Origin of the sequence: Microbacterium caowuchunii (assembly GCF_008727755.1) — a bacterium.
In the GTDB taxonomy this organism is placed as follows: Bacteria; Actinomycetota; Actinomycetes; order Actinomycetales; family Microbacteriaceae; genus Microbacterium; species Microbacterium caowuchunii.
In genome coordinates, this window is sequence record NZ_CP044231.1 from 348,350 (window position 1) to 371,978 (window position 23,629).

Annotated in this window: 28 protein-coding genes; 16 read left to right on the plus strand and 12 right to left on the minus strand. The window is 71.4% G+C overall.

Features of this window, described 5'->3' with window-relative positions:
• Positions 1-2: 2 nt before the first annotated feature.
• Positions 3-560 (minus strand): HdeD family acid-resistance protein, encoded by a 558-nt coding sequence (locus F6J84_RS01610; protein WP_150970866.1) that lies wholly within the window; start codon positions 558-560, stop codon positions 3-5.
• Positions 561-712: 152 nt separating this feature from the next.
• Here F6J84_RS01610 and F6J84_RS01615 point away from each other — a divergent pair, with 152 nt between their 5' ends.
• From F6J84_RS01615 to F6J84_RS01650, 8 genes are all read left to right on the plus strand, one after another.
• On the plus strand, positions 713-1,252 hold the full coding sequence (locus F6J84_RS01615) for a YaeQ family protein (protein WP_150970868.1): 540 nt from the start codon (positions 713-715) through the stop codon (positions 1,250-1,252).
• Between the two features lie 65 nt (positions 1,253-1,317).
• On the plus strand, positions 1,318-2,085 hold the full coding sequence (locus F6J84_RS01620; RefSeq protein ID WP_238702559.1) for an enoyl-CoA hydratase-related protein: 768 nt from the start codon (positions 1,318-1,320) through the stop codon (positions 2,083-2,085).
• A 27-nt stretch (positions 2,086-2,112) separates the two neighbouring features.
• Complete coding sequence (locus F6J84_RS01625) at positions 2,113-3,669, plus strand: carboxyl transferase domain-containing protein (protein ID WP_202980465.1); 1,557 nt, start codon at positions 2,113-2,115, stop codon at positions 3,667-3,669.
• 5 nt (positions 3,670-3,674) lie between these two features.
• Positions 3,675-5,609 carry an acetyl/propionyl/methylcrotonyl-CoA carboxylase subunit alpha gene (locus tag F6J84_RS01630; protein WP_150970870.1) on the plus strand — a complete coding sequence of 645 codons (1,935 nt, stop codon included), beginning with the start codon at positions 3,675-3,677 and terminating at the stop codon, positions 5,607-5,609.
• Positions 5,602-6,546 (plus strand): hydroxymethylglutaryl-CoA lyase, encoded by a 945-nt coding sequence (locus tag F6J84_RS01635; RefSeq protein WP_150970873.1) that lies wholly within the window; start codon positions 5,602-5,604, stop codon positions 6,544-6,546. Before F6J84_RS01630 ends, F6J84_RS01635 begins: the two co-directional genes overlap by 8 nt.
• 77 nt (positions 6,547-6,623) lie before the next feature.
• Entirely contained in the window at positions 6,624-7,550 is a 927-nt protein-coding gene (locus F6J84_RS01640; protein ID WP_150970875.1) for an SDR family NAD(P)-dependent oxidoreductase, read from the plus strand.
• Positions 7,551-7,617: 67 nt separating this feature from the next.
• Entirely contained in the window at positions 7,618-8,508 is an 891-nt protein-coding gene (locus F6J84_RS01645) for an amidohydrolase family protein (protein WP_150970877.1), read from the plus strand.
• 47 nt (positions 8,509-8,555) lie between these two features.
• The gene (locus F6J84_RS01650) at positions 8,556-9,008 is read left to right on the plus strand and encodes a MaoC family dehydratase (RefSeq protein WP_150893526.1); all 453 of its coding nucleotides are present in this window, start codon (positions 8,556-8,558) and stop codon (positions 9,006-9,008) included.
• A 45-nt stretch (positions 9,009-9,053) separates the two neighbouring features.
• Here the strand turns inward: F6J84_RS01650 and F6J84_RS01655 are convergent, their stop codons facing one another.
• From F6J84_RS01655 to F6J84_RS01665, 4 genes are read right to left on the minus strand one after another with little or no spacing between them, the layout of a single operon-like run.
• The gene (locus F6J84_RS01655) at positions 9,054-9,713 is read right to left on the minus strand and encodes a DUF1345 domain-containing protein (RefSeq protein WP_150970879.1); all 660 of its coding nucleotides are present in this window, start codon (positions 9,711-9,713) and stop codon (positions 9,054-9,056) included.
• The gene (locus F6J84_RS01660; RefSeq protein WP_150970881.1) at positions 9,710-10,777 is read right to left on the minus strand and encodes an NAD(P)H-dependent flavin oxidoreductase; all 1,068 of its coding nucleotides are present in this window, start codon (positions 10,775-10,777) and stop codon (positions 9,710-9,712) included. The genes F6J84_RS01655 and F6J84_RS01660 overlap by 4 nt, the downstream gene beginning before the upstream one ends.
• Positions 10,767-10,916, minus strand: coding sequence for a hypothetical protein (locus F6J84_RS15400; protein WP_191905724.1), 150 nt, complete (start codon positions 10,914-10,916; stop codon positions 10,767-10,769). The genes F6J84_RS01660 and F6J84_RS15400 overlap by 11 nt, the downstream gene beginning before the upstream one ends.
• Positions 10,901-11,725 (minus strand): SDR family oxidoreductase, encoded by an 825-nt coding sequence (locus F6J84_RS01665; RefSeq protein ID WP_150970882.1) that lies wholly within the window; start codon positions 11,723-11,725, stop codon positions 10,901-10,903. The genes F6J84_RS15400 and F6J84_RS01665 overlap by 16 nt, the downstream gene beginning before the upstream one ends.
• Positions 11,726-11,867: 142 nt before the next feature.
• On the opposite strand from F6J84_RS01665, the gene F6J84_RS01670 reads away from it, so the two are divergent.
• The 4 genes from F6J84_RS01670 (at position 11,868) to F6J84_RS01685 (ending at position 13,227) form a co-directional block, all read left to right on the plus strand.
• Entirely contained in the window at positions 11,868-12,170 is a 303-nt protein-coding gene (locus F6J84_RS01670; protein ID WP_150970883.1) for a hypothetical protein, read from the plus strand.
• Positions 12,171-12,180: 10 nt separating this feature from the next.
• Entirely contained in the window at positions 12,181-12,588 is a 408-nt protein-coding gene (locus tag F6J84_RS01675; RefSeq protein WP_202980466.1) for a four-helix bundle copper-binding protein, read from the plus strand.
• A 59-nt stretch (positions 12,589-12,647) separates the two neighbouring features.
• Positions 12,648-12,815, plus strand: a complete 168-nt coding sequence (locus F6J84_RS01680; RefSeq protein ID WP_224786002.1) for a hypothetical protein — start codon at positions 12,648-12,650, stop codon at positions 12,813-12,815.
• A 79-nt stretch (positions 12,816-12,894) separates the two neighbouring features.
• Positions 12,895-13,227, plus strand: coding sequence for a TraR/DksA family transcriptional regulator (locus F6J84_RS01685; protein ID WP_150970884.1), 333 nt, complete (start codon positions 12,895-12,897; stop codon positions 13,225-13,227).
• Positions 13,228-13,354: 127 nt separating this feature from the next.
• Here the strand turns inward: F6J84_RS01685 and F6J84_RS01690 are convergent, their stop codons facing one another.
• From F6J84_RS01690 to F6J84_RS01695, 3 genes are all read right to left on the minus strand, one after another.
• Positions 13,355-14,731 carry a CoA transferase gene (locus tag F6J84_RS01690; RefSeq protein WP_150970885.1) on the minus strand — a complete coding sequence of 459 codons (1,377 nt, stop codon included), beginning with the start codon at positions 14,729-14,731 and terminating at the stop codon, positions 13,355-13,357.
• Between the two features lie 30 nt (positions 14,732-14,761).
• Positions 14,762-14,935, minus strand: coding sequence for a hypothetical protein (locus F6J84_RS15405; RefSeq protein ID WP_191621829.1), 174 nt, complete (start codon positions 14,933-14,935; stop codon positions 14,762-14,764).
• Between the two features lie 70 nt (positions 14,936-15,005).
• Positions 15,006-15,500, minus strand: a complete 495-nt coding sequence (locus F6J84_RS01695) for a metallophosphoesterase family protein (RefSeq protein WP_150970886.1) — start codon at positions 15,498-15,500, stop codon at positions 15,006-15,008.
• Between the two features lie 81 nt (positions 15,501-15,581).
• On the opposite strand from F6J84_RS01695, the gene F6J84_RS01700 reads away from it, so the two are divergent.
• Positions 15,582-16,097 carry a MarR family winged helix-turn-helix transcriptional regulator gene (locus F6J84_RS01700; protein ID WP_150893510.1) on the plus strand — a complete coding sequence of 172 codons (516 nt, stop codon included), beginning with the start codon at positions 15,582-15,584 and terminating at the stop codon, positions 16,095-16,097.
• Between the two features lie 80 nt (positions 16,098-16,177).
• On the plus strand, positions 16,178-16,807 hold the full coding sequence (locus tag F6J84_RS01705; RefSeq protein WP_191905725.1) for a cyclodeaminase/cyclohydrolase family protein: 630 nt from the start codon (positions 16,178-16,180) through the stop codon (positions 16,805-16,807).
• A 16-nt stretch (positions 16,808-16,823) separates the two neighbouring features.
• Here F6J84_RS01705 and F6J84_RS01710 read toward each other — a convergent pair whose 3' ends face one another.
• A complete protein-coding gene (locus F6J84_RS01710; RefSeq protein WP_150970888.1) occupies positions 16,824-18,071 on the minus strand; it encodes an MFS transporter in 1,248 nt (415 codons plus the stop codon).
• A complete protein-coding gene (locus tag F6J84_RS01715) occupies positions 18,068-18,664 on the minus strand; it encodes a winged helix-turn-helix domain-containing protein (protein WP_191905726.1) in 597 nt (198 codons plus the stop codon). Before F6J84_RS01715 ends, F6J84_RS01710 begins: the two co-directional genes overlap by 4 nt.
• A 12-nt stretch (positions 18,665-18,676) precedes the next feature.
• On the opposite strand from F6J84_RS01715, the gene F6J84_RS01720 reads away from it, so the two are divergent.
• On the plus strand, positions 18,677-21,154 hold the full coding sequence (locus F6J84_RS01720) for a phosphoketolase family protein (RefSeq protein ID WP_150970890.1): 2,478 nt from the start codon (positions 18,677-18,679) through the stop codon (positions 21,152-21,154).
• Positions 21,155-21,234: 80 nt separating this feature from the next.
• Positions 21,235-21,486 (plus strand): DUF1653 domain-containing protein, encoded by a 252-nt coding sequence (locus F6J84_RS01725; RefSeq protein ID WP_150893504.1) that lies wholly within the window; start codon positions 21,235-21,237, stop codon positions 21,484-21,486.
• Between the two features lie 30 nt (positions 21,487-21,516).
• On the opposite strand, the gene F6J84_RS01730 is transcribed toward F6J84_RS01725, so the two are convergent.
• Both F6J84_RS01730 and F6J84_RS01735 read right to left on the minus strand, forming a co-directional pair.
• Positions 21,517-22,953, minus strand: a complete 1,437-nt coding sequence (locus F6J84_RS01730; protein WP_150970892.1) for an HNH endonuclease signature motif containing protein — start codon at positions 22,951-22,953, stop codon at positions 21,517-21,519.
• A 202-nt stretch (positions 22,954-23,155) separates the two neighbouring features.
• A complete protein-coding gene (locus F6J84_RS01735; protein ID WP_150970894.1) occupies positions 23,156-23,629 on the minus strand; it encodes a CinA family protein in 474 nt (157 codons plus the stop codon).

Sequence of the window (23,629 nt, forward strand, 5' to 3'; positions counted from 1 at the left end):
GCTCAGCGGGCCTTCTTGCCGTAGGTGAACGCGCGGACGACGTTGACCAGGCCCAGCACGACGAGCGAGATGCCCAGCAGCCACCAGAGCACGACGGCGCCCCAGCCCGGGGAGAACAGGAGGGTGATGCCGGCGATGATCGAGATGATCGCGTAGAAGATCGCCCAGCCCTTGGGGCCCTCGCCGAGCGTCGACAGCGCGACGACGCCCTCGATGATCCACATGAACCCGACGAGGAGGCCGAGGAACACCGCGAGCCCGACCGCGGTCTGGGAGAGGTTCATGAAGGCGATGATGCCGGCGATGATGAACAGCACCCCGAGGGCGATGTGCCCGACGCGGGCCCAGCCGCCCTTGCTCTTGCTGAAGATGCCGAGACCGGCGTAGACGAGGCCGGCGACGACGGCGTAGACGGCGATGATCGCCGTGACGACCATGGCGGTCTTGCCCGGCCAGACGAGGATCAGGACGCCGACGATCGCGGACAGGATGCCGCCGATCCCGAGGGCGATGCGGATGCCGTTGACGGCGGTCTTTTCGGGGGTCGATACGGCGTTCACGGTGAGGTCCTTTCGAGGTGGGCGTCTCCATGATGGCGATCCCGGCCGGAGGGCCAGGTCGGCTTGCCGGAAAATCACCCCGGGCGTCACCCGCGTGCTCACCTGCCGCCCGGTGCGGGCATGCCCCGCGCCAGCGCGTAGGCTCGAATCCCATGGCCATCGGCGCAATGATCCACACGTTCGCGGTGCAGCTCGCCGATGTCGACCGCGGTGTCTACGAGGAGCTCATGCTCCGCGTGGCGCGGCATCCCTCCGAGACCGACGCCTACATGGTCACCCGCGTGCTGGCCTACCTGCTGGAGTACGAGGAGGGCGTCTCGTTCAGCGAGGGGATCTCCCAGACCGACGAGCCGGCGGTCCTCGTGCGCGACCTGACCGGTGCGCTGACCGCCTGGATCGAGGTGGGGGCGCCGGATGCGGCGCGCCTGCACTACGGCAGCAAGCTCGCGGGCCGGGTGGCGATCTACACGCACCGGGATCCCGTGAAGGTCCTCGCGCCGCTGGCCGGCAAGCGGATCCATCGGGCCGAGTCGATCGTCCTGCACAGCTTCGACCCCGGATTCATCGACACGGCCGTCTCCGCCCTCGAGCGGCGCAACACGATGACGCTGTCGGTGACCGAGCGCCAGCTCTACCTGGAACTCAACGGCGCCAGCTCCAGTTCCGCGGTGCACGACCACCCCATCGCTTAGGAGTCGTCTCCGCCCGGGTCGGAGGGGGCTGGACGAATTCGGTTACTGATCAGTAACCTAGCGGGATGGAAGATGCTTCCGTCCGCGACGTCGCGGACGAGCCGGGACCCGTGCGGATGCGGGTGGACGCTCGCGGCCGCGCCACGATCACCCTCCGTTCCCCGGCGACCCGGAACGCCCTGTCCGAGGAACTCCTGGCCGGGCTCGCGATGCGCCTGCGCGCTGCCGAGTCCCGTGACGATGTGCGCGTCGTGGTCCTGGACGCGGAGGGCCCGGCCTTCTGTGCGGGTGCGGATCTGCGCTCCACCGGGGGCCGGATGGAGGGGATCGTCGCGGGCATCGTGACGGCGCAGGCGCTGATCGCCGGCGGGGGGAAGCCCGTCGTCGCGCGGGTGCACGGCGCCGTCCGCGCCGGCGGGATCGGCCTCGTGGCCGCGTGCGACATCGTGGTCGCCGCGGACGACGCGCACTTCGCGCTCACCGAGGCGCGCCTGGGTCTCGCCCCGGCGGTCATCAGCCTGACGATCCTGCCCAGGATGGCGGCGCGCGCCGCTTCGGAGCTGATGCTCACCGGGCGCAGATTCGGGGCCGGGGAAGCCCGCGCCTGCGGGCTCGTCGGCCATCTCGCCCCGGCGGACGACGTCGATGCCGCCGTGGACGGGATCGTGGCCGACCTGCTGCTCGCCGAGCCGCAGGGGCTGCGGGAGACCAAAAGACTGCTCAACCGCGACCTGGTGGCCCGCATTTCGACGGAGGGCCCCGAGATGGTGCGGCTGTCCGCCGCCCTGTTCGGCACCGACGTCGTGAGGGCCGCGACGGCGTCGTTCCGGTGAGCAGCGGATTCGCGAGGAGGACGGCTGATGACCGAGACGATGCGGGACCTGGTCCGTGAGCTCGAGGAGCGCATGGCGGTGGTGCGCAGGGGCGGCTCGGATGCCGCGCGGGAGAAGCACCTGAGCCGCGGGAAGCTGCTGCCGCGCGACCGCGTCGACCGCCTCCTCGACCCCGGCAGTCCGTTCCTGGAGATCGCACCCCTGGCGGCGTACGGGATGTACGGCGGCGAGGTCCCGAGTGCCGGGGTCATCGCCGGAGTGGGGCTCGTGCAGGGCCGCCCGTGCATGATCGTCGCCAACGACGCCACCGTGAAGGCGGGCACCTACTACCCGCTGACCGTCAAGAAGCATCTCCGGGCGCAGGAGATCGCCCTGCGGAACGGATTGCCTTCGCTCTACCTGGTCGATTCCGGCGGCGGATTCCTGCCCATGCAGGACGAGGTGTTCCCGGATCGGGATCACTTCGGGCGCATCTTCTACAACCAGGCGCAGATGAGCGCGCGCGGCATCCCGCAGGTATCGGCGGTCATGGGATCCTGCACCGCCGGCGGCGCCTACATCCCCGCCATGTCGGACGAGACGGTCATCGTGCGCGACCAGGGCACGATCTTCCTGGGCGGACCGCCCCTCGTGAAAGCGGCGACCGGGGAGGTCGTCACGGCGGAGGAGCTCGGCGGCGGTGACGTGCACGCCCGCACATCCGGGGTGGCCGACCATCTCGCCGAGGACGACGACGACGCCATCGACATCGTCCGTCGCATCGTCGGGACGTTCGAGCGCGGGCACGAGCCGGGGATCCGGGCGGCGGACCCGGACGAGCCGGAGGCGGACCCGGACGAGCTCTACGACATCGTGCCGACGAACCCGCGAACCCCCTACGACGTGCGTGAGGTGATCCTGCGGATCGTGGACGGCTCGCAGTTCCAGGAGTTCAAGGAGCTCTACGCGACCACCCTGGTGTGCGGCTTCGCCAGGATCTGGGGGTTCCCGGTCGGGATCGTGGCCAACAACGGCATCCTGTTCTCGGAGTCCGCGCTGAAGGGCGCCCATTTCGTCGAACTGTGCAACCAGCGCGGCATCCCGCTGGTCTTCCTGCAGAACATCAGCGGGTTCATGGTGGGCAAGGAGTACGAGAACGCGGGCATCGCGAAGGACGGCGCGAAGCTCGTGACCGCCGTCGCCGGCTCCGTCGTCCCCACGTTCACGGTCGTGATCGGCGGCTCCTACGGAGCCGGGAACTACGGCATGTGCGGACGGGCTTACGATCCGCGGTTCCTCTGGATGTGGCCGAACGCCCGCATCTCGATCATGGGCGGGGATCAGGCCGCCGCGGTGCTGTCGACCGTGCGCCGCGACGCCATCGAGGCGTCCGGCGGGACCTGGACCCCGGAGGAGGAGGCGGCGTTCCGCGCCCCCATCCGCGAGCAGTACGAGGAGCAGGGCTCCCCCTACTATGCGACGGCGCGGCTCTGGGACGACGGCATCATCGATCCGCTCGACACCCGGCGGGTGCTGGGGATGGGCCTGTCCATCGCCGCAGCCGTCCCCGTTCCGGCGCCCGCCTACGGCGTCTTCCGGATGTGAGCGCCATGTCCTTCACCACACTCCTCATCGCCAACCGGGGCGAGATCGCGCTGCGGATCATCCGTGCGGCGCGATCCCGGGGGCTCCGCACCGTCGCCGTCTACTCCGATGCGGACCGCGGCGCGCCGCACGTCCGGGCGGCCGACGCGGCGGTCCGGCTCGGGCCGGCCCCGGCGACCGAGTCCTACCTGAACATCCCGGCGATCCTCGCGGCGGCGCGCGCGACCGGTGCCGAAGCCGTCCATCCCGGCTACGGGTTCCTCTCCGAGCGAGCCGGGTTCGCCCAGGCGGTGCAGGACGCGGGTCTCGTCTGGGTGGGACCCGGGCCGGAGGTGATCGAGGCGATGGGGCGCAAGGACGCAGCCCGGGAGCTCGCGGTCCGCGCGGGCGTCCCCGTCATCCCCTCCGTCCCGGCGGTCGCCGACGGCGCCGGGACGGATGAATCCGCCTTCCCGGTGCTCATCAAGGCGGCCTCCGGCGGCGGCGGCAAGGGGATGCGTATCGTGCACCGCGCCGCCGACTTGCCGGATGCCCTCCAGGCCGCCGAACGCGAGGCGCTGTCCTCGTTCGGGGACGGGACGCTGCTCGTGGAGAGGTATCTCCCGCACGGGCGGCACGTCGAGGTGCAGATCCTCGCCGACGCCCACGGCGGGATCGTGCACCTGTTCGAGCGGGACTGCTCCACCCAGCGGCGGCACCAGAAGGTCATCGAGGAGGCGCCCGCACCGACGATCTCCGCGGAGGTGCGGGAGCGGCTCACGACCGCATCCATCGCCCTCGCCCGCGAAGTCGGATACGTGAACGCCGGGACGATGGAATTCCTCGTCGCCGGCGACGAGATCTTCTTCCTCGAGATGAACACCCGCATCCAGGTGGAGCATCCGGTGACCGAGCTGATCACCGGACGGGACCTCGTGGCACTGCAGCTGGCGATCGCGGCGGGGGAGCGCCTCCCGTTCACCCAGGACGACATCCGGATGTCCGGGCATGCCATGGAGGCGCGGGTCTACGCGGAGGACCCGTTCCACGGCTACCTCCCGCAGGCCGGGCGGGTCACCGCATTGCGCTGGGCGGAGGGCGCGCGGGTGGACACCGCGCTCGAGGTGGGCCAGGACGTCGGCACGGCGTACGACCCGATGCTGGCCAAGGTGATCGTGCACGGTCCGACGCGGGAGCACGCACGTCGCGCGCTGGCGGACGCCCTGGCCGGATCCGCCGTGATCGGCGTGACCACGAATCTCGGGTTCCTGCGCGCACTCGCCGAATCCCCGCGGTTCCGGGATGCCGACATCGACACCTCGTTCCTGGATGCCACGCCCGATGCCGTCGCCGCACCGGAGTCCGGGACGGCCGCCGTGTTCGCCGCGTGGGCGCTCGCCGCATCCCGTCCGCGTTCGCCGCATCCCTTCGGGATCGCGGACGGATGGCGGATGGGCCGGCCGGCCGAGGCGTGGACGAGCGCCCTCGTGATCGACGGCGAGCCGACCCAGGTCTCCGTGGCGGCGGCGGACGGGCTCGTCACGATCGGCGGGCAGCGACACACGGTCCGGCAGGTGCGGGAGGGCGGTGGTCTGCTCGACCTCGAGCTCGACGGGATCGTGCGCCGATCCGTGGTGCAGAGTTCTGCGGACGCCGTGCGGGTGGCATACCTGGGACACACGCACGTCTTCGCCCTTCCTGCGCGCCGCGACCGTGCGGAGGCCGCCGCGGTCAGCGACGGCGCCGTCCTCTCGCCGATGCCCGGGGTCGTGCTGCGCACGCTCGCCGCGGTCGGCGACCTCGTCGAGGCGGGGACGGCCCTGGGGATCATCGAGGCGATGAAGATGGAACTGACCCTGACCGCGCCCCTGGCCGGCAGGCTGGAGGAGGTGGCGGTGGTCGCGGGACAGCAGGTGAAGCTGGGCGACCGGCTCTTCCGGGTGGGATCCGAGGATGACTGAGCGCACGCTGCCGCAGGTGGTGATCGATCCCGGGATGCCGTCCGCCGTGCGCATCTTCGAGGTGGGGCCGCGGGACGGCCTGCAGAACGAGTCGACGGTCGTGGACGTGCAGGACAAGGTCGCGTTCATCCGCCGACTGCGCCGGGCGGGACTGTCCGCGATCGAGGTCACCAGCTTCGTACATCCGCGCTGGGTCCCGCAGCTCGCCGATGCGGAAGAGGTCATCGCGGCGCTCGCGGCCGATGACCACGACAGGGTGACGATGCCTGTGCTCGTCCCGAACGAGCGCGGGCTGGACCGGGCACGCACCGCCGGCGTGCGGCACATCGGCGTGTTCGCGAGCGCGACCGAGACGTTCGCGCAGCGGAACCTCAACCGGTCCCTGGATGGCCAGTTCGACATGATCATCCCCACGGTCCGCGCCGCGCTCTCGGAGGGGATGGATGTCCGAGGGTACGTCTCGATGTGCTTCGGGGACCCCTGGGAGGGCGCGGTGCCCCTCTCCCAGGTGGTCGACGCGGGGATGCGCCTGCTCGATGCCGGCATTTCGGAGCTCTCGCTCGGCGACACCATCGGGGTGGGCACGCCGGGGCACGTGACCGCCCTCCTGGCCGCGTTCGCGGAGGCGGGCGCCGACCTCCGGAGGATCGCGCTGCACTTCCACGACACCTACGGACAGGCGCTGTCGAACGTGCAGGCGGGGATGCGTGCCGGCGTCACGACGTTCGACGCCTCGGCCGGGGGGCTGGGCGGGTGCCCGTACGCCCTGTCTGCGACGGGGAACCTCGCGACCGAGGACCTCGTCTGGATGCTGGACGGACTCGGCATCCGGCACGGCGTCGACCTCGGGGCGCTGGTCGAGACGAGCGTCTGGATGGCGTCCCGACTCGGCCGCCCGGCGCCCTCGCGGGTCGTCGCCGCGCTCGGCGGAGGGTGAAGCCCGGATCCGGCGGCGTCAATAGTTGACTTCCTCAATCGTTTACGTTTTCATGTGAGTGAACAGAGGAGTTTTCCATGATGCTCGAAGGCAAAGTCGCCATCGTCACCGGATCCGGCCGTGGCCTGGGTCTGGCCTACGCCCAGGAACTGGCGCGGCAGGGTGCAGCCGTCGTCGTCAACGACGTGGACGAGCAGGTCGCGGCCGACGCCGTCGCGGCGATCGAAGCGGCCGGCGGTCGCGCGGTGGCCGTCGTCGCCCCGGTGGGGCCCACCGAGACGGCCGAACTCCTCGTGCAGACGGCTGTCGACACCTACGGCCGCCTCGACATCCTCGTCACCAACGCGGGAGTCCTCCGTGACACCGTGCTGTGGAAGATGAGTGACGACGACTTCGACCTCGTCGTGAACGTGCACCTGAGGGGGACGTTCACCTGCGTGCGCGCTGCGGCGCGGTATATGCGCGAGAACCAGGTGGCCGGGCGGATCATCTGCATCGGCTCGCCGACCGGCCAGCGCGGCAACTTCGGTCAGACCAACTACGCCGCGGCCAAGGCCGGCATCGCCGGCATGGTGCGCACCTGGGCGCTCGAGCTGAAGAGGGCCGGCATCACCGCCAACACCGTCATCCCGGTGGCCGCGACCGCGATGACCGCGACGGTCCCGTACTTCGCCGCGGCGGTGGAAGCGGATGCGAAGGGCGAGGCGATGCCCCCGTTCTTCCGCCACGATCTCGGCTTCGGCACCTCCGCCGACGTGGCGGGCCTCATCGCCTACCTGGCTTCGGATGCCGCGGCAGGCATCAGCGGACAGGCGATCGGCGTGGGCGGCGACCGCCTGCAGGTGTGGTCGCACCCGGAACCCGTCGTCACCGAGTACCGCGAGGGCGGCTGGACCGCGGAGGCCCTCGCCGAACAGGGCCCGGCCATCCTCGCCGAGAACCTGCAGAGCGTCGGCGAGCGGTTCCCGCCGCTGCCGGAGGAACTGCAGCGTCCGCAGGCCTGACGCCGGGCGTCCCGCCGCAGTCGCGGGACGCCACTTCCTCATCGAACCTCGCCACGACGGAGTGAGCATGACCCGCTACGAACCCGCGATCGACATCGACGCGATCACCGCCATCGACGTGCACGTGCACATCGAGATCGACGCGCACGGACACTCGTCCCTCCCGGACGACCTGGCCGACGCGGCCGCGTCCTACTTCAGCACCGAGGGGCCGCGCCCGGACATCGACGGCGTCGCCGCGTACTACCGCGAACGGAAGATGGCCGCGGTGGTGTTCACTGTGGACGCGGAGACGAACTTCGGCCACGCAGCCATCTCGAGCAGCGAGATCGCCGAGGGGGCCGCCCGCAACAACGACGTGCTCATCCCGTTCGGCTCGGTGGATCCGCTCAAGCCGACCGCCGTGGCCGAGGCGCGCCGCCTGATCGAAGACCACGGTGTCCGCGGCTTCAAGTTCCACCCGACCGTCCAGGGGTTCGACCCGAGCGATCCGGTCTACTTCCCGCTCTACGAGACGCTGCAGGACGCCGGCGTCGTCGCGCTGTTCCACACCGGTCAGACCGGGATCGGTGCCGGGATGCGCGGAGGGCGCGGGCTGCAGCTGGCCCTCTCCAACCCCATGCTGCTCGATATCGTCGCCGCCGAGCACCCGGAGCTGCAGATCATCATGGCGCACCCCTCCGTGCCGTGGCAGGACGAGGCGCTCTCGGTGGCGACGCACAAGCACAACACCTGGATCGACCTGTCCGGCTGGAGTCCCAAGTACTTCCCCGCCGAGCTGGTCCGCTACGCCAACTCGATCATCAAGAAGCGCGTGCTGTTCGGCTCCGACTTCCCGATGATCACCCCGGATCGCTGGATCCGCGACGCCGAGCAGGTGGCGTTCAAGCCGGAGGTCCTGCCCGGGATCATGAAGGACAACGCGGTCCGGCTGCTTCGGCTCGGGGACGCCGGCTGATCCGCATCCGTCCGACCCTGACCGTCCCACCACGAAGGAGCTCTCCCATGACAACGACTGTCGCCTACGCCGATGTCCCCACCCTGGTCGGCGCCGACCTCGGCTACTCGGACTGGATGGATGTCACGCAGGACCGCGTGAACACGTTCGCAGACGCCACCGATGACCACCAGTGGATCCACACGGATCCGGAACGGGCCAAGGACGGCCCCTTCGGCGCCCCCATCGCCCACGGCTTCCTGACCCTCTCCCTGCTGATCCCCCTGTGGACCCAGCTGTTCGAGGTGGAGGGCGTGGGGACGAAGGTCAACTACGGCCTGGACAAGGTGCGATTCGTGTCGCCCGTGAAGGTCGGCGACCGGATCCGCATGACGGGGACCATCGCCGAGGTGACCGAGGTCGCCGGCGGCTACCAGCTGACGGTGGACGTGACGATCGAGACCGAGGGCGGCACCAAACCCGCCGTCGTCGCTCGCAGCCTCCAGCGCCTGTACGCCTGAGCGGCCCGGGCCGGCGGGCCCCCGCACGGCCGCCGGCCCGGCCCGTCAACGGGCGAGGCTGGCTATGAGGTTCACGGCGGATGCGATCACGACACCGCCGAGCAGATACGACAGCAGGGCGTGCCGGAGCACCTGCCGGCGGAACGCAGGCGTGGTGAGACTCGTGTCGGACACCTGATAGGTCATCCCGAGGGTGAACGCCAGGTAGGCGAAGTCCCGGTACTGGGGCGGCTCCGGCTGGTTGAAGTCGACACCCGTGCCCCCAGCGCCGTAGTACAGCGCGGCATAGCGCAGCGCGAAGAGCACGTGCACGAGGAACCAGGACGCGGTGACGGTGATGACCGCGGTGCCGGCCAGGACGAATGCACTGGTTCCCTGCACTGAGCCGGATTGCAGCAGCAGGAGCAGGATGGCGCCCAGGCTCGCGAAAGTGGCCACGATCAGCAGCGCTTCCGCGACAGGGCGCGTGGGGTCCTCCCGCGTCGCGTGACCGGCGGTGTCCCGCGCATCCAGGCGGAACACGGTGGTCCACTCCCACAGGCAGTAGGTCCCGGCCGCGGCGATCCAGCCGATCGCCGGAGACGAGGGCCACGTCCCCGGTGCCCCGGCGGTCACCGTCACCAGGACGAAGACCGCGAGGACGACGCCGACCCGTGTCCCCGCTCTGTGCCAGGGGGACTGGAATGCGCCGGGGCCCCGCGTCATGGTCTGTCCGTGCCGGCAGACGGGATCCCCGTGGCCAGCTCGGCGAAGACCTCGCCGGCCTCCCGGCGCGTCGCCAGGGGGGAGGATTGGCCGGCCCACAGTGAGGCGAGCTCGCCGATGCCGCGGCGGCCGGCTTCGGCGCGGAAGCGGCCGGTGAGCCAGTTCTGCGCGGGGAACGGCGCGATCACACCGCCCTCCTCGATTGTTGCGACCGCCCGGTTGGGCACGCCGCGTGCGAGTCGGCCGCTCATGGCGCGGGTGAGCACGGTGCCGTCCGCGGAGACCCGGGCGATGGCGTCGCGGTGGGCATCCGTCGCCGCGGACTGACGGGTGCGCAGGAACGCCGTACCGACCTGGACGCCGTCCGCGCCCAGGGCGAACGCCGCCGCCACACCGCGCCGGTCCGCCACGCCTCCAGCGGCGATCACCGGGACGTCCACGGCATCGACCACCTGGGGGACCAGGGCGAAGGTGCCCACGAGCGACTCCTCCGGGCGCCGGAGGAACGACACCCGGTGTCCCGCCGCCTCGAAACCGGTCGCCACGACGGCGTCGACACCCGCTTCGGCCAGGACGATCGCCTCGGCGACGGTCGTGGCGGTGCCGAGGACGGCGATCCCGCGGTCGTGCGCCTGTCTCAGCATGGTCGCGGAGGGGACGCCGTAGACGGTGCTGACGGCGGCCGGAGCCACGGTCAGCACCGCCTCCCACTGCTCCCCGACGGCGGGGAGGTAGGTCGCCGGAAGATCCGCCGGTACGTCCAGCCCCACGTCCGCGTAGAGCGGGCGCAGCGCCTCCGCCGCGCGCCGCACGACGGAGGGATCGGGATCCTGCTCATCGGGGAGCGGCAGCCAGATATTCAAGGCGAACGGCCGGGCGGTCGCGGCACGGAGCGCCCCGCCCACCTCGAGGATGCGGCCGTGGTCGTAGCCGTACAGGCCGTAGGAGCCGAGACCCCCGGCATCGCTGACTGCCGCGACGAGCTCGACCGAGGACAACCCGCCGAAGGGGCCCAGCACGATGGGCAGGTCGATGCCGAGCACCCCGCACAGGTCAGCCGCCATCGGGTCCCCATCCGTGCGCGTGCGCGGTGTCGCCCGCGCCCTCGTGGATGGCGCCGCACTCCTCGCAGACGATCGCGAGCCAGCACGCCGGATCCCCGGCGGCCGTCTCGTCCTCGGGATCCATCAGACGGTTCGCCACTCGTGCGAGGTGATGTGCGACCCGCCCTGCGGGCCCATCTGCAGCATCCCTCCGTCGACGACGATCGAGGTGCCCGTGATGTAGCTCGCGTCGGGCGAGGCGAGGAACGCGATGACCGCCGCGATCTCGCGGGCATCGCCGGGACGGCCGAGCGGGATCCCGGGACGGTCCTTCGTCGTCGGGTCCTCATCGGTCTGATCCGTCATGGGCGTCGCGATCTCGCCCGGGGCGACGCTCACGGCGGTGATCCCGTCGCGGCCGAGTTCCAGTGCCGCCGTCTTGATCAGACCGCCCAGCCCGTGCTTGGCGGCGTCGTAGGCGCTGGAGCCGACGCGCGGCTGGTGCTCGTGCACGCTCGTGACGCCGATGATGCGTCCGCCCCGCCCGGCGGCCACCATGCGCCGCGCCGCGCGCTGGATGCAGACGAAGGGCCCGGTCAGATCGGTGTCGACGACGTGGCGCCACTCCTCCAGGGACATCTCGAGGAGAGGCGTGGAGGCGCCGGTGCCCGCGTTGTTCACGAACACGTCGAGACCGCCGAGCTCATCGGCGAGCTGATCGACGACGTCGCCGCAGGCCGGGATCTCGGACGCGTCGAGGCGGGCGACGACCGCGCGTGCCCCGTGCGCGCGGACCTCGGCTGCGGTGTCCTGCGCTCCCTGCTCGTCGGTGTGCCAGGTGATCCCGACGTCCATGCCGGCGGCGGCGAGGGCGACGGCGGTGGCCCGGCCGATCCCGGAGTCGGCGCCGGTGACGATCGCCCGGCGCGGGCGCGGGGTGTCCGAGGTGTCTGTGCGGATCTCACTCATGCCGAGGACCCTAGGCGCCGGCGATCCGGGCGGCGATGGGGTTGCGCGCGGCGGACCCGTCCGTTCCGGGATCCCGCGGATCGCCGTCGCGGTCGATGTCAAGGGCGATGGTGACCGGGCGGGGTCCGCATACGCTCGCCGCATGAACACCGACGACGAACAGCGTGACGACGAACAGCGTTATGCCGCGGGCGAGACCGACAAGCTCCCGCCCGCCCCGCGCGGATCGGGCCTCACCGAGGGGGAGTCCGTCCGCAAGGACATGACATACAGCCCGGCGAGCGAGACGGAGACCCAGCGCAAGCAGGACGACGACCGTCCGGCGTCGCTGGAGGACGACGACATCGACGACGCCGACGTGCGGGTCGTCCCCGGAACCGGTGGTCCCGACGACGCCGGGGACGTCGACGTCGACCCGGCCGACCTGAACCTGCCCGGACGCTGAGGAGGAAGAGATGGACGCCGTCCGCGACATGCTCCGGGCGAACCCCCTCCCGCCCCGCTTCGCCGTGGGTGACGAGCTCGCCCGCTGCATCGAGGCGTGCCTGGAGTGTGCCGCTGTCTGCACGGCCTGCGCGAACTCCTGCCTGAACGAGGAGGGGGTCACGGCGCTGCGCGACTGCATCCGCACCGACCTCGATTGCGCCGACGTCTGCGCCGCGACGGCCGCAGTGCTCACCCGCACGAGGGATGCGGACGCCGCCCTGCGTGCGCTCCTCGAGGCCTGCGCGACCTCGTGCGCGCGCTGCGCCGAGGAATGCGAGCAGCACGCCGGTCACCACGAGCACTGCCGCATCTGCGCGGAAGCGTGCCGTCGCTGCCGGCGCGCGTGCGAGGATCTCCTGGCGGTCCTCAGCGCCTGAGACCGGGTGTCCGCCGGCGGCGACTTGCCTTTCCCTGGGGCTTGGCTATGGTGAGGGGCATGTCCATGGCCCCCCGCACGTCTGCCTCCGAGCGTCTCGTCGACGCCTCGGTGGTCGTCCGGGTGCTGGACATCGCAGGAGCGCGGCACGAAGTCCTTCCGCCCCGGATGCAGGTGTCCGGAGGCGTTCTTCTCTTCCGCTCCTCCTCGCGCGCCTCGCCGCCGTGATCCTCTGTCACACCCACGGATCATCCGGCTACCCAGCGCGTCGCACCTGCGGCGCTTTTTTTGTACCCAAGGAACGGTCATGACCACCCAGAACCCTGAACTCATCGCATCCTCTCCGCACCCGGACACGGACGCCATCCGCCGCAGTCTCGAGGAGCACCTGAAGGAGCGCGAGGACATCATCCGCGAACTCGCTCCGCAGGCCGCGCCGAACGTCGACCCGGTCGCCTGGACGACCACGGCGGGCACCCGCCGCGTCATGGACCAGATCCGTGCGGCGCTCGAGCGCCTGGACGCCGGCACGTACGGGGACTGCCTGCGCTGCGGCGAAGCGGTCGCGCCCGGGCGGCTGGAGGTACTGCCGTACGCCGAGACGTGCATCGCGTGCCAGGCGGCGTCCGAGCGCGCCTGAGCGCGCTCGCCCTCACCGGCCCGCCCTCACCCGCGAGACTGCAGGCGCAGCACGAGACGGAGCGTGACGACATCCGTCTCGTGCGTGCGCTGCAGTCTCACGGGAAGATCGCCCCACCGGGGAACGGTCAGGGCGCGGTGTCCCAAGCCGGGGCATCCACGCCCCAGGCGCCGCCCACCACCGGGTAGTCGTCCGGAGCTCCCGCGAAGGCCAGCACGGGCGGGGCGTAGACCAGCGCACCGGGCCGGCGTCCCGGCAGCAGCCGCTCCCGGGACGGCAGCGCGACCGACGCGTCGCCCCTGGTGTCCCCGGGAGCCGCCAGCAGCGCCTGCGCGACACGGGCCAGCGGCATCCGCACGTCGAACGAACCGCCCTCCGTGCGCTGGCGGACCAGAGCCGTGCCGACGGCGGCCGCGAGCAGGTGCCCGGTGGAGTGATCCAGCGCCTGCACGGGGAGGGCGCCCGGGGTCGTCCCGTCGGGGCTCTCCCGCATCGCGATCCCGGTGGCCGCCTGCACGATGCTGTCGAAGCCGCGCCGCTGCGCCCACGGTCCGGTCTCCCCCCAGGCGGAAACCCGAGCGGTCACGATGCCCGGATGGGATGCGGCGAGCGATGCGGCGTCCAGCCCGAACCGGTCGAGCGCCCCGGGGCGGTATCCGCTGAGCACGACATCGGCTGTCCGGAGCAGTTCGAAGAACCGGTCCCGATCCGGCCCATCGGCCAGGTCCAGGACCGTGGACCTCTTCCCCTGACCGGTGTCCAGGTGGATCCAACCGGTCTCGGGGAGGTGCGGCGGGTCCACCCGAAGTACGTCGGCACCGGCCATCGCGAGGTCCCGCCCCGCGACGGGGCCGGCGATCACCCGCGTGAGATCGAGCACCCGTACCCCGGAAAGCGCTGCTCCTGACCGCCACCACGGGCGCGGCGGCGCACCCTCGCGCCGCGTGATCTCGATCAGGGGACGGGACGCCACCGCCTGTGCCTGCGGATGCCGACGCCACGCGTCGCCGGTGCGCACGGCCGCCACGATCGCCCCCGCCTGGTGCGCCTGCTCCTCGAGGTCCACCGAGGTGCGCTCCCGGATGGCGCCGGCCACCGCTTCGCGGGAGGCGTCTATCGGGACGCCCAGCACGGTCCGCAGTGCGCCTTCGTGGTGCGGATAGTTCGCATGCGTCCGCACCCACCCGTCGCGGGAGGGCCAGAAGCCGGAGAGCGGCGCCCACGCCTCGGGCTTCGCGCCGTCGATGCGCAGCACCCGCTCACTCGCGAACGACGCCGCGATCCGCCCGAGGTCGACCCGGACGGAGTCGACCCGGCCACCGTCCCGCGCTGCCCGCGCGCCGTCGATCGCCAGTGAGGACAACGCCACGCTGTCGACGGCGAGCCGCCCGACCGCGAGCGCCGATGTCCACGGCAGGCGGCCGGTTCCCTCCCGGATGGCGGCGGCGGCCGTGGTCAGACCGAGATCCGCGGCCGCCTCCGCGCCGACGGCGTCCAGCGTCATCGCACCCCCCCCGCGGTCAGTGGCGCCGCGTCAGTCCTGGTCGGTGGGCGCCTCGGCGGCGAGCCGGTCCGCCTCCGCGCTGTCGACCTGGTTGTCGTCGATGTCCTGGTCCAGGACCTCGTCGCCGTCGACCTCCCGGACCGCATCCTCGGTCGCGTCGCCGTCGCCGAGCGGCACCTGCGGGATGAAGCTGTTGTTGGTCATGTTCGCCTCCTTCGTCGGGTGACCGAATCTACCCCGCCCGGACCGGGCGATCCGGGGCCTTGACGGGTGGTCAGAGAGCGATGAGCCGGACATCGCGCAGCGTCGCACCGTCCACGACGGCCGTCATATAGGTGTGCTGCGGCTGGCGCCGACGGTCGGTCGGCGAACCGGGGTTCAGCAGGCGGAGGCCGCCGGGCGTCGTCGTGTCCCAGGGGATGTGGCTGTGTCCGAACACCAGGACGTCGACGCCCGGGAACGCGAGGTCCATCCGTCGTTCCCGTGAACGTGCGTCACCCGTCTCGTGGACGACCGCGAGATCCAGGTCCTCGACACGGATGCGGGCGATCTCGGGCAGCCGGGCGCGCAGGTCGGGACCGTCGTTGTTCCCCCATACGCCGACGACCTCGCCGTGACCCTCCAGGTCGTCGAGGACGGCGGCGCCGACCCAGTCGCCCGCGTGCACGATGAGGTCGGCGGCGTCCGCTGCGGCGAGGACGGCGGCCGGGATCGCCCGCGCCCGACCGGGGATGTGCGTGTCGGAGAGGAGGAGCAGGCGGGTGACCATGCGGTCGAGGATAGACGGCGTCCGGCCGCGCCGGCGCAAGGGGCAGGCGGATGCCCCGGGCATTGGTACGGTCGAGCTGTGATGGCTGACCACTCGGACGACGAGGTGGACCTGCTGATCGACGCCTGGTCGCAGCGGCTCCCGCACGTCGATCTGACCCCGCTCGACGTGATGTCGCGCCTGCGCCGGGCCGCCCTGCGCCTGGACCGGCTGCGTTCCGCTGCCTTCGCGACCGCGGGACTGGCCACGTGGGAGTTCGACGTGCTGGCGGCGCTGCGCCGGGCCGAGCCCCCGCACGAGCTGAGCCCCATGCAGTTGATCGACCTCACGATGATCGGCAGCGCGGCGATGACGAACCGCATCGCGAACCTGGTCGACCGGGGGCTCATCCGCCGGCAGAAGAACCCCCGCGACGGCCGGAGCGTGATCATCAGTCTCACGGATGCGGGGATGGCGAGCGTCGACGCGGCGATGACGGAGCTGGTCTCGCGGGAGGCGGATGCGCTGGCCGTGCTCGACCGTTCCGAGCGCGCCGCGCTCTCGAGCATGCTGCGCCCGCTGATGGGCCGGGAGGCGTCCGGACGCTCGGACGAGTGATCGCCCGCCCGCCATGCGGGCAGGTACCTCCCGTGTCAATCCCGGCCCGATCGGCTGTCCCTCCTGGGATCGTCGGTGGGGTGAACGACATCCCTGAGGAAGAGGCCGCATCCATCGACTCCGTCGCCCTCGAGGAGTGGCTGGCACGACTGGCCGGGGCTTCCGGCGTCCCCGGCGGCGGTGCGGCGTGCGCACTGATGACGGCCACGGCGGCGGCCATGGTCGGGATGGTGGGCGGGTACGCCGGAGACGAGGGCGAGGGCATCGTCTCCCGGGCGGCGGACTCCCGGCGTCGCGCGCTCGAGGCGATCGAACGCGATGCGCTCCGCTCCGGTGAACTGGGCGATGCGCTGCGCCGGTATCGGGAGGACGGGACGGATGCCGCGGACCGTGCGGCCCGGGACACCGCGGTCGCCTCCGCGCATTCCGCCGCCGAACTGGGAGAGGTAGGGGTCTCCCTGATCGCGGATGTCGCCCGGCTGCTCGAGGTCTCGGAGCGCTACCTGGTCCCGGACATCGTGGTCGCCGCGGAGGGGGTGGCTGCGGGCCTCGCCGGGGCATCGGCGATCGCCTGGGCGGATCTCCGCCTCGCGGAGGCGCACGGCGACGCCGGCGAGGATCTGCGAGCCGTCCGGGAGCGCATCGGCGCGCTCGTGCGGGCGCGGTCCGAGGTGGACGAGCTACGCCGCTCGGCCGCCGCCCGGGTGTGACGACCGGCCGGTCCGCTCAGCGCGCCGGCGGGGTGCCGCGCTCCATCCCGCGCCAGGCGCCACCGGTCAGCGGGAGCAGGGCGGCGATCGTGTAGAGGACGAGCATGACGCCGAAGATCGTCGTGAGGTCGAACGCCGACGCGCCGATGCCGCCGAGGAGGCCGCCCAGCGGGATGCCCGCCCAGGCACCCGCAGTGACGGCACCGAGCACGCGACCGCGCAGAGCCAGCGGGATCCGCTCCAGCTCCACCGCTCCGATGATCGGGTTCAGCACACCGGCGGCGAGTCCGGACATCAGCGCGGCGGCCACCATCCAGCCGGTTCCCGCGCCGAGGGCCGGTGCGAGCAGCGATGGACCGCCGGCCAGGAGGAACCCGAGGACGAACACGGGCCGTCGCGGCACCCGGTGGGCCACGAAGCCGAAGCCGACGGAGCTGAGGAAGGCCGCACCCCCGAAGGCGCCGGAGATGAGCCCGAGTGCTGCCGCGCCGCCGAGCCGCTCCTCCGCATACAGGGGGAGGAGGCTGCCCATGCGCGCCGCGCCGAGGAGGTTCGTCACGAGCACCATGCCCACCACGAGGCGCAGCACGGGCTCCTGCACGAGGAAGCGCACCCCCGCGGAGAGCTCCGACCAGGTCCCGTCCGTCGCCTCCCCGGCCGTGGGCGTGCTCAGCAGGCGCCCCGTCGCGGTACGGGTGAGGACGACCGTCAGGACCGCCGACAGAGCGAAGGCGACTGCGGTCACCAGGAGCGTGCGCTCCGGGGTGATTGTCGCCACGAGCACGCCGGCGAGCGGTGCGCCCAGCAGTGAGGACAGCCGCGTGGTCGCGTCGAGGAAGCCGACGCCGCGTTCGAGCCGGATGCCGGCGGCGTCGGCGATCTGCGGCAGCACAACCCGGCGGGCCGTCTCGCCGGGTGCATCGAGCAGACCGCCCACGAAAACCAGGGCGAGCAGAGCGGGGAGGGGAAGGGCGGAGAGGGCCGCCAGCAGGGGGATGAGGGCGACCGTGGCTCCGCTGACGGCGTCGGCGACGGCGCTCGAGCGCAGCGCACCGACACGGTCGACGACGGCGCCGCCGATCGGTCCGCTGAGGAGGACGGGAACCGTCGCCGCGAACGCGGCGAGACCCACCTCGGTCGGCCCGCCCCCTCGGCCGAGGACCAGGAAGGGCAGCGTGAACAGGCCCACCACGTTGCCGGTTCGTGAGAGCACGTGCCCGGCGAGCAGGAGCACGAGCGCCCGGTCGGAGCGTCCCCGTGTCATGGTGTCGGAATGCGGTACGTCTGCGCGATCAGAGCGGCGGGCTCCGAACCGTCGCCCTCGACGTGGGCTGCGGAGCGGGCCCGCCACCGCGACGAGACGGCCATCAGCTCCTCGCGGAGCTCCGCCAGCTCCTCGACGGTGAGCCGGAGGACGCTGTCGGTGCTGAGCCCAGCGGCGACCCACTCGTCGGGCATCTCGCCCGCCGCGTCCACGTACTCGGCCCAGCGCTGCGCGTACACCTCGCCGACGACGCGCTGCAGCGCCGCGGACGCCGCTGCCTGCTCGGGATCCGCACGCAACGTGACCGGATCCCAGGTGGTCGTCTCATGGGCCGCCGCCCACCAGTGCTCCCGGCGGTCGCCGCTCTGCGGCTCGGCATCCGTCACGAGTCCCGCCTTGGCCAGCGTGCGGAGGTGGTAGCTCACGGTGCCCGCGGCTTCGCCGACCCGCTCGCCCAGCATCGCTCCTGTCTGCGGGCCGTGCATACGCAATGCCCCGAGCAGACGCAATCGGGTCGGGTGGGCCATGGCGCGCAGGTCGGAGGCGGAGCGGAGTACCGCGCGGGACGGATCGGACGATGAGGGCTCGGTCACCCTCACACCATAATGCACAACAACTCTTGTGCATATGACGGACGGTCTGTCCACGCCAGCGCAGCGCCTAGCCGAGCCGTCGCGGCGGGGCAAGGGCCTGTGCCGGGGCCGGGATCGCGTCATCGTAGGGGAGTGGACGACGCGACGAAGGATGCCCTCGACGCCTGGTGGCGTGCCGCGAACTATCTGAGCGTGGGTCAGATCTACCTCTTGGACAATCCGCTGCTGCGGGAACCCTTGACCCGGGAGCACGTGAAGCCCCGGCTGCTCGGTCACTTCGGCACCGTGCCCGGGCTCAACCTCATCTACGCGCACGCCAATCGCGCCATCCGCGAGCGCGAACTCGACGCCGTCTACATCGCCGGTCCCGGCCACGGCGGCCCCGGGATGGTCGCGGGTGCGTGGCTCGACGGGACGTATTCGGAGCTTTACCCCGCCGTGTCGCGGGACGTGCGGGGGATGCAGTGTCTCTTCCGGCAGTTCTCCTTCCCCGGCGGGATCCCGAGCCACGCCGCTCCGGAGACCCCGGGCTCCATGCACGAGGGGGGTGAACTCGGATACTCGCTCAGCCATGCCTACGGCGCGGCGTTCGACAACCCCGATCTGACGGTCTTCTGCGTGATCGGCGATGGGGAGGCGGAGACCGGGCCGCTGGCGACCGCCTGGCACGCGAACAAGTTCCTGGACCCGGTGGATGACGGTACGGTGCTGCCCATCCTCCATCTGAACGGATGGAAGATCGCGAATCCGACGGTGCTCGACCGCATCCCGGAGGAGGAACTGCTCGAACTCATGCGCGGGTACGGGCATGACCCGCTCCTCGTCTCCTTCACCGCCGACGAGGACCATGCCGAGGTCCATCGGCGGTTCGCGGAGACGCTGGACGACGCGCTGGATCGGATCGCCCGCATCCGCAGGGATGCTGCCGAGGGGAGCACCGAGCGGCCGCGCTGGCCCATGATCATCCTGCGTTCGCCGAAGGGGTGGACCGGGCCGGCGGTGATCGACGGGCTCCCGGTCGAGGGGACCTGGCGCGCGCATCAGGTACCGCTGCCGGACGCGCGGGACACCGACGAACACCTCCACGCCCTCGAGGAGTGGTTGCGCTCCTATCGTCCGGAGGAGCTCTTCGACGAGAACGGCGTGCCGGTGGCGGCCATCTCCGGTCTCGCCCCGGTGGGGGATCGGCGGATGTCGGCCTCGCCGCACGCGAACGGCGGGCTCCTGCGGAAGGACCTGGATCTCCCGGATTTCCGCGACTTCGCCGTGGAAGTCGATGTGCCCGGAGGCGGTGACGCGCAGGCCACGGCTGTGCTGGGGCGCTACTTCGCGGAGGTGATCCGGCGGAATCCGCACACGTTCCGCATCTTCGGTCCGGACGAGACCGCGTCGAACCGACTGGCGCCTGCGGTGTACGAGGTGACGGACAAGCAGTGGAACGCGCGGATCATCGATCTGGACGAGAACCTCGCACGCGCCGGGCGGGTGATGGAGGTGCTGAGCGAGCACCAGTGCCAGGGCTGGCTGGAGGGGTACGTGCTCACCGGTCGCCACGGGGTGTTCACCTCGTACGAGGCCTTCGTGCACATCGTCGATTCGATGTTCAACCAGCACGCGAAGTGGCTGGAGGCGTCCCGGGGGATCGAGTGGCGGCGGCCGGTGCCGAGCCTGAACTACCTGCTCTCCAGCCACGTGTGGCGCCAGGATCACAACGGCTTCAGCCACCAGGACCCCGGCTTCATCGACCTCGTCGTGAACAAGAGCGCCGACGTCGTCCGGGTGTACCTCCCGTTCGACGCGAACACCCTGCTGTCCACCTACGACCACTGCCTGCGCACGACGGATTACGTGAACGTCGTGGTCGCCGGCAAGCAGCCCGCGCCGCAGTGGCTCTCGATGGAGGAGGCCGTGGTGCACTGCACACGGGGGCTGGGCATCCTGCCGTGGGCCGGGAACGAGCGTTCGGGACAGGCCCCGGACCTCGTGCTGGCGGCCGCGGGGGACGTCCCCACGATGGAGGTGATCGCCGCCGCCGAGCTGCTGCGCGAGGAGGCTCCGGAACTCGCCATCCGGGTCGTGAACGTCGTGGACCTCATGCGGTTGCAGTCGGAGAGCGAGCACCCGCACGGGATGAAGGACGCGGAGTTCGATGCGGTGTTCACGACGACCGCGCCCATCGTTTTCGCGTATCACGGCTACCCCTGGCTCATCCATCGGCTCACGTATCGGAGGACCGGGCACGACAACCTGCATGTGCGCGGTTACAAGGAGCGCGGCACCACGACGACGCCGTTCGACATGGTGATGCTCAACGATCTGGATCGGTTCCAGCTCGCGATAGACGCCATCGACCGGGTCCCGGGAGCCGCCGAGATGCACGGCCCATTCCGTCAGGCGCTCGTGGACCGGCGCATCCGCGCCCGGGAGTACACGCGGGAGCACGGTGAGGACGATCCGGAGATCGCCGGATGGCGGTGGCGTGCCGCCTGACGGTCCGATGGGCGGACTTCCGGACCCCTCGGCGTTCGTGGCTAATCTCCTTGAGGGGGATCCCGAGGGGAAGGCGCGGTATGGCGGTGGATGAGGGACGGCCGGTGGTCGGCGAGAGCCCGGACGAGGTCGAGCCGGGGGTCTACGAGCACTTCAGGGGCGCGCGCTATGAGGTGATCGGCGTCGGCCGGCACAGCGAGACCGAGGAATGGCATGTCTTCTACCGTCAGTTGTACGGCGATGGTGGTCTCTGGGTGCGTCCGCTGAGCATGTTCGTGGAGCCTGTGGTCCGCGACGGTTACGCGGGACCGAGATTCCGGCGGGTCGAGTAGCGCGCGGCAGCTCGGACGCCCTGAGGCGACTCAGAACGGTGGCGGGTCGCCGTCGGGGGTGAAGGTGACCGACGGCCGGCCGGTGTCGCGTGGTCCGCGGGCGTCTGGTGGTGTGCCGGTGCCGACGAGGGATGCCGCGGTGGCGCCGGGGAGGGCCGGTCCGGGTGGGTGGTCGGTGTAGGTGTGTCCGGCCGGGGAGGTCCATTCCAGGATCCCGTGGGGGAGTTGCCTGACTTTCCAGGGTGTGGCGTGTTTGAGGGTGTGGTGTCCGCGGCAGAGGTGGGCGAGGTTGCCGGCGTCGGTGGGTCCGCCGTGGGCGTGGTCTCGGGTGTGGTCGATGTCGGAGCGGATGGCGGGCATCCGGCAGCCGGGGAATCGGCAGCGGTGGTCTCTGCCGCGGAGGAATCGTTTCAGGTCGGCGGTGGGTTGGTACCGGTCGGTGGCGAGCACGGCCCCGGTGATGGGGTGGGTCAGGATCCGGTCCAACCCCGCACTGTTCCCGGCGAGGGTGCGAGCGGTGGCCGGGTCGATGGGGGAGGTTCCGGTGAGGTCGGCGGGGAGGTCGCTTCGCCCGAGGAGGGTGAGGACGGGCACGGTCACCTGCACGACCGCGCGGATCGCGCCGAGTCCGCCGTTCCCGTCGCCGGGAAGGTGGGGGTCCGCACCAGGGGTCGTGGTGAGGAGCATGTCGGCGAGCAGGTCCGCGCGGATCTGATCGGTGGTCCGCTCATCGGATGCGAGGACCTCCGCCGGTGACGGCTCGTCATCGACCCCGAGCAGACCCTCCTGCGCTGCGATCTCGCCCCGCGCGCGTTCCCGGACGTCCTTCACCGCGGACGCTTGCCGGGTGAGCCGGTCCAGGATCGCGTGCGCCAGCGTGACCGGGAGCGTGACGATCAGTTCGGCCATCCCGTCTTCGAGCGGGAGGATGCGGACGCGGCGGTGTTCCCTCGCGTCCTGGTGCCGGTCGGTGAGGGTGCGGGGCTGCAGGGATTCCGCGAGCATCTGCAGCAGGGGTCTCGCCCGGTTGGGGGAGTTCTGTTCGCACTGCACGACCGCGGCCGCATCCAACAACCCCCGCGCCTCCGCATCCAGGGGTGCACCGCATTCCACGACCAGGTCGACGTGTCGGCGGAGGATCCGGCCCTGCTCGAATGCGGCCATCGTTTCCGGGTAGTAGTCGACGAGGGTCATCGCCCGGTTCATCCGGGCGAGCACGGACCGGTCCGAGTCGTTCCACGTCGAAGCGATCTCCGCCGCGACGGACCGCAGTGCCATCTCCTTCGCCTGCACCGAGTTCTTCCCGGCTTGGCGCAGCGCGAACGTACCGGCGTCGGCGAGGAACCGGACCTCGCCCGCATCACCGGCGTTCTTCTGCGCCAGCACCTGCCGCGATGTCGACACCAACCCGGCCAGTACGGCGGTGTCAGCGTCGCTGGTGCCGAAGGGGAGTCTCGATGTCGTCATACCCCCATTCTGGTGAGGGCCACCGACATTCCCCGCCCCGATGAAGCCCAGATCAGCGGCCGAATGAAAACCCGTGGACAACTCGCGAAAACGTCCCCTGTGGGGGACAGGACGACAGGCACGACGACGGCCCACGATGTCCCGGGATGACCCGAGTCGACCAGAACGCCACGACCCGATCCCGTGCGTGAACCCCTGTGGCTCAGGCGGCCACGGTCCGCTGCCGCCGGACGACGTCGGTCAACAGGCGTACCGCGCGCCGGGTGGCCTCGGTGATGACCTCCTCCGGGTCGCCCTCCAGGCGGAGGAGGTGCTCCCCGTGGTGGTCCGCCGTCGCCCAGCCGATGTAGACGGTGCCGGGGGCATGCCCGTCCTCCGCGTCGGGACCGCCCACACCCGTGGTGGAGACCGCGATATCGGCGTCCAGAAGCTCGCGCACCCCGACGGCCAGTTGCACGGCGCACTGCGGTGAGCACGGATCCGTACCCGGCTCCACTCCGAGGAGGCGCTCCTTGGTGTCGACGGTGTAGGCGACGACGCCACCCGCGAACCACTGGGACGCCTGTTCCGCGGCGCCGACGGCGTTGCAGAGGAGTCCGCTGGTGAGCGACTCCGCCACCGCGATCCGCAGGCCCTGGTTCAACGCCTCGTGGGCGAGTTCGGTGGCATCCGGCAT

What these genes read in the sequence shown, in the direction of transcription:
- F6J84_RS01665 (WP_150970882.1), bottom strand. Translation starts at nt 11,725, where the DNA reads ATGAGTGAGATCCGCACAGACACCTCGGACACCCCGCGCCCGCGCCGG.
- F6J84_RS01645 (WP_150970877.1), top strand. Translation starts at nt 7,618, where the DNA reads ATGACCCGCTACGAACCCGCGATCGACATCGACGCGATCACCGCCATC.
- F6J84_RS01735 (WP_150970894.1), bottom strand. Translation starts at nt 23,629, where the DNA reads ATGCCGGATGCCACCGAACTCGCCCACGAGGCGTTGAACCAGGGCCTG.
- F6J84_RS01635 (WP_150970873.1), top strand. Translation starts at nt 5,602, where the DNA reads ATGACTGAGCGCACGCTGCCGCAGGTGGTGATCGATCCCGGGATGCCG.
- F6J84_RS01675 (WP_202980466.1), top strand. Translation starts at nt 12,181, where the DNA reads ATGGACGCCGTCCGCGACATGCTCCGGGCGAACCCCCTCCCGCCCCGC.
- F6J84_RS01660 (WP_150970881.1), bottom strand. Translation starts at nt 10,777, where the DNA reads ATGGCGGCTGACCTGTGCGGGGTGCTCGGCATCGACCTGCCCATCGTG.
- F6J84_RS01720 (WP_150970890.1), top strand. Translation starts at nt 18,677, where the DNA reads ATGCACAACAACTCTTGTGCATATGACGGACGGTCTGTCCACGCCAGC.
- F6J84_RS01655 (WP_150970879.1), bottom strand. Translation starts at nt 9,713, where the DNA reads ATGACGCGGGGCCCCGGCGCATTCCAGTCCCCCTGGCACAGAGCGGGG.
- F6J84_RS01615 (WP_150970868.1), top strand. Translation starts at nt 713, where the DNA reads ATGGCCATCGGCGCAATGATCCACACGTTCGCGGTGCAGCTCGCCGAT.
- F6J84_RS01710 (WP_150970888.1), bottom strand. Translation starts at nt 18,071, where the DNA reads ATGACACGGGGACGCTCCGACCGGGCGCTCGTGCTCCTGCTCGCCGGG.
- F6J84_RS01650 (WP_150893526.1), top strand. Translation starts at nt 8,556, where the DNA reads ATGACAACGACTGTCGCCTACGCCGATGTCCCCACCCTGGTCGGCGCC.
- F6J84_RS01700 (WP_150893510.1), top strand. Translation starts at nt 15,582, where the DNA reads ATGGCTGACCACTCGGACGACGAGGTGGACCTGCTGATCGACGCCTGG.
- F6J84_RS01625 (WP_202980465.1), top strand. Translation starts at nt 2,113, where the DNA reads ATGACCGAGACGATGCGGGACCTGGTCCGTGAGCTCGAGGAGCGCATG.
- F6J84_RS01695 (WP_150970886.1), bottom strand. Translation starts at nt 15,500, where the DNA reads ATGGTCACCCGCCTGCTCCTCCTCTCCGACACGCACATCCCCGGTCGG.
- F6J84_RS01730 (WP_150970892.1), bottom strand. Translation starts at nt 22,953, where the DNA reads ATGACGACATCGAGACTCCCCTTCGGCACCAGCGACGCTGACACCGCC.
- F6J84_RS01690 (WP_150970885.1), bottom strand. Translation starts at nt 14,731, where the DNA reads ATGACGCTGGACGCCGTCGGCGCGGAGGCGGCCGCGGATCTCGGTCTG.
- F6J84_RS01640 (WP_150970875.1), top strand. Translation starts at nt 6,624, where the DNA reads ATGATGCTCGAAGGCAAAGTCGCCATCGTCACCGGATCCGGCCGTGGC.
- F6J84_RS01620 (WP_238702559.1), top strand. Translation starts at nt 1,318, where the DNA reads ATGGAAGATGCTTCCGTCCGCGACGTCGCGGACGAGCCGGGACCCGTG.
- F6J84_RS01630 (WP_150970870.1), top strand. Translation starts at nt 3,675, where the DNA reads ATGTCCTTCACCACACTCCTCATCGCCAACCGGGGCGAGATCGCGCTG.
- F6J84_RS01685 (WP_150970884.1), top strand. Translation starts at nt 12,895, where the DNA reads ATGACCACCCAGAACCCTGAACTCATCGCATCCTCTCCGCACCCGGAC.
- F6J84_RS01680 (WP_224786002.1), top strand. Translation starts at nt 12,648, where the DNA reads ATGTCCATGGCCCCCCGCACGTCTGCCTCCGAGCGTCTCGTCGACGCC.
- F6J84_RS15405 (WP_191621829.1), bottom strand. Translation starts at nt 14,935, where the DNA reads ATGACCAACAACAGCTTCATCCCGCAGGTGCCGCTCGGCGACGGCGAC.
- F6J84_RS01670 (WP_150970883.1), top strand. Translation starts at nt 11,868, where the DNA reads ATGAACACCGACGACGAACAGCGTGACGACGAACAGCGTTATGCCGCG.
- F6J84_RS01725 (WP_150893504.1), top strand. Translation starts at nt 21,235, where the DNA reads ATGGCGGTGGATGAGGGACGGCCGGTGGTCGGCGAGAGCCCGGACGAG.